General features: G+C 66.7%; 7 protein-coding genes. 5 read left to right on the top strand and 2 right to left on the bottom strand.

Going from position 1 to position 11045, the window contains the following annotated elements:
- Positions 1-256: 256 nt before the first annotated feature.
- Positions 257-1774, bottom strand: coding sequence for a helicase HerA-like domain-containing protein (locus V7082_RS17730; RefSeq protein ID WP_334150678.1), 1518 nt, complete (start codon positions 1772-1774; stop codon positions 257-259).
- 357 nt (positions 1775-2131) lie between these two features.
- Here V7082_RS17730 and V7082_RS17725 point away from each other — a divergent pair, with 357 nt between their 5' ends.
- From V7082_RS17725 to V7082_RS17705, 5 genes are all read left to right on the top strand, one after another.
- Positions 2132-4051 (top strand): methylmalonyl-CoA mutase family protein, encoded by a 1920-nt coding sequence (locus tag V7082_RS17725; RefSeq protein ID WP_334150677.1) that lies wholly within the window; start codon positions 2132-2134, stop codon positions 4049-4051.
- 67 nt (positions 4052-4118) lie between these two features.
- The gene (scpA, locus tag V7082_RS17720; RefSeq protein WP_334150675.1) at positions 4119-6299 is read left to right on the top strand and encodes a methylmalonyl-CoA mutase; all 2181 of its coding nucleotides are present in this window, start codon (positions 4119-4121) and stop codon (positions 6297-6299) included.
- 298 nt (positions 6300-6597) lie between these two features.
- Complete coding sequence (locus V7082_RS17715) at positions 6598-7308, top strand: outer membrane protein (RefSeq protein ID WP_334150688.1); 711 nt, start codon at positions 6598-6600, stop codon at positions 7306-7308.
- A gap of 173 nt (positions 7309-7481) precedes the next feature.
- Complete coding sequence (locus V7082_RS17710) at positions 7482-8489, top strand: zinc-dependent alcohol dehydrogenase family protein (protein WP_334150674.1); 1008 nt, start codon at positions 7482-7484, stop codon at positions 8487-8489.
- Between the two features lie 6 nt (positions 8490-8495).
- Positions 8496-9197 carry a DUF599 domain-containing protein gene (locus V7082_RS17705; protein ID WP_334150673.1) on the top strand — a complete coding sequence of 234 codons (702 nt, stop codon included), beginning with the start codon at positions 8496-8498 and terminating at the stop codon, positions 9195-9197.
- 71 nt (positions 9198-9268) lie between these two features.
- Here the strand turns inward: V7082_RS17705 and V7082_RS17700 are convergent.
- Positions 9269-11045: AAA family ATPase (locus tag V7082_RS17700; RefSeq protein ID WP_334150671.1), on the bottom strand; the 1777-nt coding region annotated here is incomplete at its 5' end.

Here is an 11045-nt window from a genome sequence, read left to right as displayed (position 1 = left end):
TTGTTTTTGTTTGGCTTTTTTTGGGGGTTGGGGGGGGGGGGGTTGGGGGGGGGGGGGGGGGGTCTCTGTTGTTATTTTTATTATTTGGCCGCGCCCCATGAGCGCCGCCCCGAGCTCCCGCGCGGGCGCTCCGTCCTTTGGCACATGACAGATGAGTATGCGTGCCATGCAGCGTCCCTAGGTCATAATTGCTTCGAGCCCAACGGTCCGAAGCCCCGCTCAACGCACCGCGCTTAAAGGCACCCGCGCCCCTCTTCTAGCGGCTCCGCCCCGTGATGGACTTCACGATGATGTTCTTGATCGTGGTGGCGATGGTGCGCGAGATCGAGCGCTGCAGATCCTTGCCGATCAACTCGCCCATGCCCTGGCTCGGGCGGCCCTTGCGCGTGCCGCCGGCCGCCGTGCCTCCGCCACCTCCGCCGAAGATGATGTCGCCCCAGCCGCCACCGCCGGCGCTGCCGGCCTGCTCCGTCGCCTTCTCGGCGCGCCGCGACAGGATCTCGTGGGCGCTCTCGCGATCGACCGCCTGCTCGTACTTGCCGTAGACCGGGCTGTACTCGATGACGCTCCGGCGCTCGTCGTCGGACACGGGTCCGACGCGGCCCTCCGGCGGGCGGATCAGGGTGCGTTGCACGATCGACGGCTCGCCCTTGTTCTCGAGCGTCGAGACGAGCGCCTCGCCGACCTTGAGCTCGAGGATGACGCGCGCGGTGTCGAGATCGGGATTCTTGCGGAACGTCTCCGCCGCCGCCTTGACGGCCCGCTGCTCCTGGGGCGTGAAGGCGCGCAGCGCGTGCTGCACGCGGTTGCCGAGCTGGGCCGAGACCGAGTTCGGCACATCGAGCGGGTTCTGGGAGATGAAATAGACGCCGACGCCCTTGGAGCGAATGAGGCGCGCGATCTGCTCGATGCGCTCGAGCAGCGCTTTCGGCGCCTCGTTGAACAGCAGGTGCGCCTCGTCGAAGAAGAAGACGAGCTTGGGCTTCGGCAGGTCGCCCGCCTCGGGCAGCGTCTGCCAGATCCTGGTCAGCATCCAGAGCAGGAAGGTGGTGTAGAGGCGCGGCTTCTCCATCAGCTTGTCGGCGGCGAGGATGGAGACCACGCCGCGCCCGTCGGGAGCGATGCGCATGAAGTCAGCGATGTCGAGAGAGGGTTCGCCGAAGAACTGACCGGCCCCCTGCTCCTCGAGCACCAGCAGGCGGCGCTGGATGGCGCCGACCGAGGTCGTCGCCACGTTGCCGTACTTCTGCGCCAGCTCCTTGGAGCGCTCCGCCACGTTGGCGATGATGGCGCGCAGGTCCTTGAGATCGAGAACCGGGATCTTCTCGTCCGCGGCGACGCGGAAGGCGATGTTCAACACCCCTTCCTGCACCTCGTTGAGCTCCAGCATGCGCGAGAGCAGCAGCGGCCCCATGTCGAGCACGGTGGCGCGGATCGGATGGCCTTCCTTGCCGAACACGTCCCAGAAAATGGTCGGATAGGCGCGCGCCTTCCAATCGTCCGCGATGCCGACCTCGGCCGCGCGCTTGACGATGAAGTCGCGGGCCTCGCCCACGGCCGCGAGACCCGACAGGTCGCCCTTGATATCGGCTGCGAAAACCGGAACGCCGGCCGCCGAGAAGCCTTCCGCCAGCACCTGCAGCGTCACCGTCTTGCCGGTTCCCGTGGCGCCGGTGATGAGGCCGTGGCGGTTCGCGAAGCGCAGCTCGAGATACTCGGGCTTCACGCTCTTGCCGATGAAGATCTTGCCGTCCTCAAGGACCGATTGGCTCATTAGGCTCTCCGAATTGACACCGGCCGGCTCGCTCCGCGAGCCCGGCCGCACAATCCCTGAGCCCGCCGCAGGAACCGCCGACTCGGGTCGCGTTCGACTCCAGGCCCTCATTGCATGAGGCTGGCGGCAAATGCAAATTCAGTTGCATGGGCCTCTCCGTCAAGCTGGGGAAATGTCAGCGGTGCGCTGCTCGAGGCCTCCTCGCCCGGAGCAAAGGCTGGCTCCGCATGCCCCGCCTGTCGCAGCGCGCGATTTCCGCGTGCGCAATCCGACACTTTTCCCTATAGAACACGGCAGATGCGGGGCTCTGCCCCTTCCCTCGACGACCACACTCCGAGCAACGGGATCTTTCGCTCAATGACCGCCGCTGGCAGACCTCAAGACGTTTCCGCAACACCGCTCGCGGCGGATTTCGAGGCGGCGACCCGCGACCAGTGGCTGGCGCTCGTCGACAAGGCGATCAAGGGCGCCGATTTCGAGAAGAAGCTCGTCACGCGCACGGCCGACGGCATCCGCGTCGAGCCGGTCTACGTGCGCGAGACCAGCGTACCGGCGCTCCAGGCCGCGGTACCGGGACACGCGCCGTTCACGCGCGGGACGCACAGCGCCGTCAAGGGGCTCGGCTGGGAAATCCGCCAGCGCATCGGCGCAAGTGACGCCGGGACCGCCAACCGACAGATCCTGACCGAGCTCGACGGCGGCAGCAACGGCATCCTGCTCGACATCGAGGCTCCGGGAAAGACCGGCTGCCGCATCGCGAGCGCAGCCGACATGGCCGCGGCGCTCGCCGGCATGCGGCTCGACCTGGCGCCGGTCGAGCTCGACGCCGGCCTCGGCGCGGCGGACGCGGCCGCCCAGCTCATCTCGGCGCTCGCCGGCCTCGGCATCCCGGCGAAATCGGCGCAGGCCTTCCTCGGCCTCGACCCGATCGGATCACTCGCCCGGTGGGGCACGCTGCCGGCCCCGGTGCAGCAGGTGCTCGTGGAGACCATCGCGCTCACCGGCGAAGCCCATGACGCAGCGCCGCTGGCGCGCACGCTCAAGGTCGACGCCACGCTCTATCACGAGGCCGGCGCGACGGACGCGTTCGAGCTCGCCGCCCTCGGGGCGACGCTGATCGCCTACCTGCGCATGTTCGAGGCGGCCGGCATCCGGCCGCGCGAGGCGCTCGCCCAGATCTCGTTCCGGCTGTCGTCGGACACGGACCTGTTCGCCACCGTCGCCAAGCTGCGCGCGGCGCGCCGCCTCATCTGGCGCATCGCCGACGCGTCGGGCGCGGGCGAGGCGGCCTCGAGCCTGCACCTCTCGGCCCATGCCTCCTTCCGCATGCTCGCCAAGCGCGATCCCTGGACCAACATGCTGCGCTCGACGCTCGCCTGCGCAGGCAGCGTGCTCGGCGGGGCGGACGCGATCACCGTGCTGCCGTTCACGGCAGCGCTCGGCGAAGCCGACGACATCGCACGGCGCATGGCGCGCAACATCCAGATCGTGCTGCAGGAGGAATCCTGGCTCGGCCGCGTGGTCGACCCGATGGGCGGCTCCTGGTACATCGAGGCGCTGACCGACGAGACGGCGAAGGCGGCCTGGAAGCTGATGCAGGCGATCGAAGCGAAGGGCGGCATCCTGGCGGCGCTCGATCAGGGCTTCGTGCAGGAGAAGGTCGCGGCCGACGCCGCGGCGCGCGCCAAGGCGATCGCCACCGGCCGCCAGAGCCTGACCGGCGTCTCCGCATTCCCGCTGCTCGGCGACGACGGCGTCACGGTGGCGCCTCCGCGCACGGCGCCGCCCGTCGGCGGCACGCAGATGGTGCGCCCGCTCGTGCCGCACCGGTTGGCCGAGCCGTTCGAGGCGCTCCGCGACGCGGCCGACGCCCATGCCGCAAAGACCGGCCAGGAGCCTAAGGTCTTCCTCGCAAGCCTCGGCCCCGTGATCGAGCACACGACGCGCTCGACGTGGGTCAAGAACTACCTCGCGGCCGGGGGGATCGCGGTCCTCTCCTCCGACGGCTACGCGTCGGCCGAGGAGGCCGCCAGAGCCTTCGCAGCGTCGGGAGCGTCGGCTGCCTGCCTCTCATCGTCGGATGCGCTCTATGCCGAGCACGCGGAGGCGACCGCCAGAGCCCTCAAGGCGGCCGGGGCGCGGCTCGTCCTGATGGCCGGGCGGCCCGGCGAACAGGAGGCCGCCCTCACGGCGGCCGGGGTGGACCAGTTCCTGTTCCAGGGCGCGGACGCGGTGGCGACGCTCAAGGGTCTTCAGGCAAAGCTTGGAATTTCGTAAGCTACGGCGATCCGGCCGGACGATCTCGCATTCCGGGCGCTTCGCCCGTCAGGAAACGGCTCAAGGCATGACCAGCATTCCGGATTTCACCACACTCGACCTCGAGGGCGCGCACAAGCCCAACGGCGTGGCGCATGAGGCGCCCGTGCCCAAGGACGACGAGGTGTTCACGACGCCGGAAGGCATTCCGGTGAAGCCGATCTATACCAATGCTGACACGGCCGGCCTCGACTTCCTCGACACCTGGCCCGGCATCGCCCCCTATGTGCGCGGCCCCTATCCGACCATGTACGTCACCCAGCCGTGGACGATCCGCCAGTATGCCGGCTTCTCGACGGCGGAGGACAGCAACGCGTTCTACAGGCGCAACATCGCGGCGGGGCAGAAGGGTCTCTCGGTCGCGTTCGACCTCGCCACGCACCGCGGCTACGATTCCGATCATCCGCGGGTGCGTGGCGACGTCGGCATGGCGGGCGTCGCCATCGATTCCATCTACGACATGCGGACCCTGTTCGACGGCATCCCGCTCGAGCAGATGACCGTCTCCATGACCATGAACGGCGCCGTGCTGCCGATCCTGGCGCTCTTCATCGTCGCGGGCGAGGAGCAGGGCGTGCCGGCCGCGAAGCTCGCGGGCACCATCCAGAACGACATCCTCAAGGAGTTCATGGTCCGCAACACGTACATCTATCCGCCCGAGCCTTCGATGCGGATCGTGTCGGACATCTTCGGCTATACGTCCGCCAACATGCCGAAGTTCAACTCGATCTCGATCTCCGGCTACCACATGCAGGAAGCGGGCGCGACGGCGGACCTCGAGCTCGCCTACACCATCGCCGACGGCATCGAGTATGCGCGCGCGGGCGTGGCCGGCGGCCTCGATATCGACAAGTTTGCGCCGCGCCTCTCGTTCTTCTGGGCGATCGGCATGAACTATTTCATGGAGATCGCCAAGATGCGGGCCGCGCGGCTCCTCTGGGCCGAGCTCATCAAAAAGGAATTCAAGCCGAAGGACGTGCGCTCGCTGTCGCTCCGGACGCACAGCCAGACTTCGGGCTGGAGCCTCACCGCGCAGGACATCTTCAACAACGCAACGCGCACCTGCATCGAGGCCATGGCGGCCACGCAGGGGCACACGCAGTCGCTTCACACCAACGGCATCGACGAGGCGATCGCGCTGCCGACCGACTTCTCGGCCCGTATCGCGCGCAACACGCAGCTTGTCCTGCAGCAGGAAAGCGGAACCACACGCCCCATCGATCCGTGGGGCGGCAGCCACTTCATCGAGCGGCTCACGTACGAGCTGGCGCTCAAGGCGAAGGCGCACATCGACGAGGTGGAGAAGCTCGGCGGCATGGCGAAAGCCATCGCGGCCGGCATCCCGAAGATCCGCATCGAGGAAGCCGCTGCCCGCACGCAGGCGCGCATCGATTCCGGCAAGCAGACCATCGTCGGCGTCAACAAGCTCTTGAGCAAGGACGACCTCGCGATCAACTTCCTCAAGGTCGACAACGCGTCGGTGCGCGAGCAGCAGATCGCGAAGCTCAAGCGGCTCAGAGCCGAGCGCAACGAGGCGGAGGTGCAGGCGGCGCTCGCGGCGCTAACCGAGGGCGCCAGGGGCGGCGCCAACCTGCTCGACCTCGGCGTCAAGGCCGCGCGCGCGATGGCGACCGTCGGCGAGATGTCGGAAGCGATGGAGAAGGTGTTCACGCGCCACCGGGCGGAGGTGCGCGCCATCTCGGGTGTCTACAGGTCGGAGGCCGGCGCCATGAACGACGATGTGGGAACCGTCATCCAGATGGCGGCCGCGTTCGAGAAGATGGACGGGCGGCGCCCGCGCATCCTGATCGCCAAGATGGGCCAGGACGGCCACGACCGCGGGCAGAAGGTGATCGCATCGGCGTTCGCCGACCTCGGCTTCGACGTCGACATCGGGCCGCTCTTCGCGACCCCGGACGAAGCCGCGCGGCAGGCGGTCGAGAACGACGTGCATGTGATCGGCGTCTCGACCATGACGGCGGGGCACCTGACGCTGGTGCCGGACCTCAAGGCGTCGCTCGCAAAGGACGGCCGCGAGGACATCATGGTGGTGGTCGGCGGCGTGATCCCGCCGCACGACTACGAGGCGCTCTACGCGGCGGGCGCGGAGGCGATCTTCGGGCCGGGCACGAACATCCCCAAAGCCGCAGCCGACCTCATCAATAAACTCAACGAGAAGTACGGGTACACGAAGGCAGCGGCGGAGTAGGCCGCAGCCCCGGTTCCGCGCACGTTGCGTCCTGGCGTCCGCGCGCCAGGATGCGCTCCCGGTTTTTTTTCTTGCGACGGGAATAATCGTCGCCGGCATTTTGCGGCGCCCGCCGCTCCGTCTCCCGCCAACCCATTCATCAGTCTGATTTTCCCCTCCGCCGGGTAGCGCGAACCCGCGACGGGATACGTGTTTCAGTTGCAACACCCCCACGCATATCGTCCGGCGTCGGGCTAATGCCCTCTACTCCTGCCGGTTAATAACCTGTTAATCATCAGGTGGAGCGTTCAGTGTGCGTATGGGGGTAGTTATGCGTAAATCGTTGGTTACATTAGCGTTTTTGTCGTCATCTATCTTTTCCACAGTGGGGCATGCGGGAGACTGGACGGGTCCTTACGTCGGAGCACATGGCGGATGGAGCGATTGGAGCCTGGCCCGGCCAGACGATCCGACGTCTCCCACGCAGTCGATCGACGGCGCGTTCGGCGGTCTTCAGATCGGCTACGATTATCAATTTCCCAGCAACATCGTCCTCGGCGCCTTAGCCGACGTGTCGATCGGTAATCTCGACAACAATCCGATCACCGACGGCGGGACGATCATGGTCCACAGCGATCTCGATGCTTTCGGCACGCTGCGTGGCCGTCTCGGCTACTCGTTCGGTCACATCCTTGCTTATGCCACCGGCGGTGGTGCTTGGGTCAACGGATCCACGACCGAGGACTGCCCGCCCAACGCGCAATTCGGCCATTGCTCAAGGGTCGGCGCTTACAGTGAGACCGACGACTTCACGCGGTGGGGTTGGGCTTACGGCGGCGGCGTCGAAATGCAGATTGTCGACAACGTCAGTCTCTTTGCCGAATACCTTCGCCTGGATTTCGGCACCGAGACGCACAATCTCGGGCCGAAATCCAACGACCGGGAAGTCGCGATTGACGATGTCGACGTCGTGCGCGCCGGCATCAACTTCAAGTTCGGGCACCGGGAGACGACGGCGTCGCTCAAATAGTCGAGAGGCGCGGGCGGCCTCATCGGGCGCTGTGTCCGTTACAAGAACGCCGCGGAGCCTCGCTTCGCGGCGTTCGGCCTTTCAGGCGCACTTTCCGTCTTTCGTCGGCTAGCAATCTGAGCGCTGATCATCTAACTCGAAGGGACAATCAGCCGAGCGGGGAATGACGCGACATGAAAGCCATCAAGCTTGTGCGGCCAGGCGGGCTCGACAAACTCGAGCTTGCGGAGGTCGATGATCCGGGCGCACCGGGTCCGGGCCAGATCCGCGTCGCGCTCAAAGCCAATTCGCTCAACTATCATGACTACGCGGTGGCGGTCGGCGCCATTCCGACGTCCAACGGACGCATCCTGATGTCGGACGGCGCGGGCGTCGTCGGGGCGGTGGGCGCGGATGTCACGGAATTCGCCGTGGGCGATGCCGTCGTGTCGTGCTTCTTCCCGTACTGGCAGAACGGCGAAGCTCCGCACGGCAATTTCAGCCATGTGCCGGGCGACGGGCTCGACGGGTACGCGCTGGAGACGGTCGTCACGCCGGCCACGTGGTTCACGCACGCGCCGAAGGGATGGAGCCACCTCGAAGCCGCAACGCTGCCGTGCGCGGCGCTGACGGCGTGGCGGACGCTCGTGGTCGAGGGGCAGATCAAAGCCGGCGACAGCGTGCTCATCTTCGGCACGGGCGGCGTCGCGGTGTTCGCGCTCCAGTTCGCCAAGGCCATGGGGGCGACGGCGATCGTCACCTCATCGTCGGATGCCAAGCTCGAGCGGGCGCGGGCCATGGGAGCCGACGCCACCGTCAACTACAAGGCTGATCCCGACTGGGGCAACACGGTGCGCCAGCTGACCGCCAAGCGCGGCGTCGACCACGTGCTCGAGATCGGCGGGCCCGGCACGCTCGCGCAATCGATCCAGGCCGTGCGTATCGGCGGGCATATCTCGCTCATCGGCATCCTCACGGGGCTCAAGGGCGAGGTGCCGACGATGGCGCTCATGGCCAAGCAGATCAAGCTCAAGGGCATCATCGTCGGCAGCCGCGCGCATCAGTGCGACATGGTGCGCGGGCTCGAGGCAACCGGGATCAAGCCTGTCATCGACAAGACGTTTGCGCTTGCGGGCCTGGCCGAGGCCTTCCGCTACCAGGAGCAGGCCGACCACTTCGGCAAAATCTGCGTGGAGATCTAGCCCACGATGACGCTTCTCACCTTGCCGCCCGAGGACGCCATTGCGCTCGCGTGCTTCCTATTATGCTGGGGCGGGTTCGGCGCCACGGCGCGCTGGCTCGGCAAGAGAAAGCCGAGCCTGATCTCGTCGGTCAACGCGTTCCGCACGCGCTGGATGCAGCGGATCTGCCAGCGCGACTCCCACATCGCCGACGCGGCGCTGCTCGGAAACCTGCTGCGCGGCGCGTTGTTCTTCGCTTCGACCACGATCTTCATCCTCGGCGGTCTCATCGCGCTGCTGGGTCCGGCGATGGGCGACGTGATCGCGCGGCTCCCCTACTCCGCGCCCGTCGACCCCTGGGTGCTGGAACTCAAGGCGCTGGTGCTGATCGCGGTCTTCGTCTACGCGTTCTTCAAGTTCACGTGGTCGGCCTGGCAGTACAACGTGCTTTCGATCATCGTCGGGGGGACGCCGCGGGCCGCGGACACCGAGCCGGACGCACTTGCCAGCTATGCCGAGAACGCCGCTCACATCGCCGGGCTGGCCGGCGACAGCTACAACAGAGGCATCCGCGCCTACTATTTCGCCATCGCGCTGCTGGCCTGGTTCGTCGGGCCCCTGATGTTCCTCGGCGTCACGCTGGTCGTGACGGTGGTGCTCTACCGGCGCGAGTTCTCCTCGCCCATGCTGGAAAGCCTGCGGCGCGCAACCGGCGCCGACGTCCCCTGATCGAAAGGAAAACGCCGCGAAGCGTAGGCTTCGCGGCGTTCTGTTGTCGATACGCTGGAGGCTCGAAGGGCTCACTCCTCCTTCTTCCTCGGAACGCTCGGGACGGCGCCGCCGGAGCGCCCGGGCAGCTTTTCCTTCTTCTCCTTTGGGCCCGGAAGGGCCTTGCGCGGCGGCGTGGCCTCAACGAGGGCAGCTTCCGCGCCGTCGTCGTCGGCCTCGTCGTCGTCCTCCTCCTTGCGCGGCTTCTTCGACGGATCGGCGGGGATGATCTCGAAGGTGAGCTTGCTATCCTCGCCCTTGCCCTGGACCAGAACCTTCACCGTGCCGCCGTTCTCGAGCCTGCCGAACAGGAGCTCGTCAGCCAGCGGTTTCTTGATGTACTCCTGGATGATGCGTGCGAGCGGCCGGGCGCCGAACTTCTCGTCGTAGCCCTTCTCGCCGATCCACTTCTCGGCGCCTTCCGACAGCTCGATGGTCACGCCGCGGTCGGCGAGCTGCGCCTCGAGCTGGAAGATGAACTTCTCGACCACCTTGGTGATGACCTCCGGCGGCAGGCCGGCGAAGGGGATGACCGCGTCGAGACGGTTGCGGAACTCCGGCGTGAACATGCGGTTCACGGCCTCGGTATCCTCGCCCTCGCGCTTCTCGCGGTTGAAGCCCATCGGCGGACGCGCCATGTCGCTCGCGCCCGCGTTGGTCGTCATGATCAGGATGACGTTGCGGAAATCGACCGACTTGCCGTTGTGATCCGTGAGCTTGCCGTGATCCATCACCTGCAGCAGGATGTTGAACAGGTCCGGGTGCGCCTTCTCGATCTCGTCCAGGAGCAGCACGCTGTGCGGATGCTGGTCGATGCCGTCGGTGAGCAGGCCGCCCTGATCGAAGCCGACATAGCCCGGAGGCGCGCCGATCAGGCGCGAGACCGTGTGCTTTTCCATGTACTCCGACATATCGAACCGCAGGAGCTCGATGCCCATGAGGGCCGCGAGCTGCTTTGCGACCTCGGTCTTGCCGACGCCGGTCGGACCCGAGAACAGGTAGCAGCCGATCGGCTTCTCGGGCTCGCGCAGGCCCGCACGCGCGAGCTTGATCGCGGCGGAGAGCGCCTCGATGGCCTTGTTCTGACCGAACACCAGCCGCTTCAGGTCCTTCTCCAGGTTGGAGAGGACGTCAGCGTCGGATTTGGTGACGGTCTTCGGCGGGATGCGCGCCATGGTGGCGACGGTGGCCTCGACCTCCTTCACCGTGATCTTCTTCTTGCGCTTGCCTTCCGGCACCAGCATCTGCGAGGCGCCCGTCTCGTCGATCACATCGATCGCCTTGTCGGGCAGCTTGCGGTCGTGGATGTACTTCGCCGAGAGCTCCACGGCGGCCTTGATGGCCTCGCCCGTGTACTTGAGCTTGTGGAACTCCTCGAAGTAGGGCTTCAGGCCCTTGAGGATCGCGATTGAGTCCTCAACCGTCGGCTCCTTGACGTCGATCTTCTGGAAGCGGCGCACGAGTGCGCGGTCCTTCTCGAAGTGCTGGCGGTACTCCTTGTAGGTCGTGGAGCCGATGCAGCGCACCGTGCCCGACTGCAGCGCGGGCTTCAGCAGGTTGGACGCGTCCATGGCGCCGCCCGAGGTCGCACCCGCGCCGATCACGGTGTGGATCTCGTCGATGAACAGGATCGCGCCCGGATAGTTCTCGATCTCCTTCATCACCGCCTTGAGCCGTTCCTCGAAGTCGCCGCGGTAGCGGGTGCCGGCGAGAAGCGCGCCCATGTCGAGGGCGAAGATGGTGGCGTGCTTCAAGACCTCGGGCACCTCGCCGCGCAGGATCTTGCGCGCCAGGCCCTCGGCGATGGCG

The organism is Hyphomicrobium sp., assembly GCF_036833075.1.
Taxonomy (GTDB): domain Bacteria; phylum Pseudomonadota; class Alphaproteobacteria; order Rhizobiales; family Hyphomicrobiaceae; genus Hyphomicrobium_C.
This window is presented reverse-complemented; position numbering and strand designations above follow the sequence as displayed.

Coding starts and splice junctions, on each gene's coding strand:
- V7082_RS17730 (WP_334150678.1), bottom strand. CDS start 1,774: ATGAGCCAATCGGTCCTTGAGGACGGCAAGATCTTCATCGGCAAGAGC.
- V7082_RS17725 (WP_334150677.1), top strand. CDS start 2,132: ATGACCGCCGCTGGCAGACCTCAAGACGTTTCCGCAACACCGCTCGCG.
- scpA (WP_334150675.1), top strand. CDS start 4,119: ATGACCAGCATTCCGGATTTCACCACACTCGACCTCGAGGGCGCGCAC.
- V7082_RS17715 (WP_334150688.1), top strand. CDS start 6,598: ATGGGGGTAGTTATGCGTAAATCGTTGGTTACATTAGCGTTTTTGTCG.
- V7082_RS17710 (WP_334150674.1), top strand. CDS start 7,482: ATGAAAGCCATCAAGCTTGTGCGGCCAGGCGGGCTCGACAAACTCGAG.
- V7082_RS17705 (WP_334150673.1), top strand. CDS start 8,496: ATGACGCTTCTCACCTTGCCGCCCGAGGACGCCATTGCGCTCGCGTGC.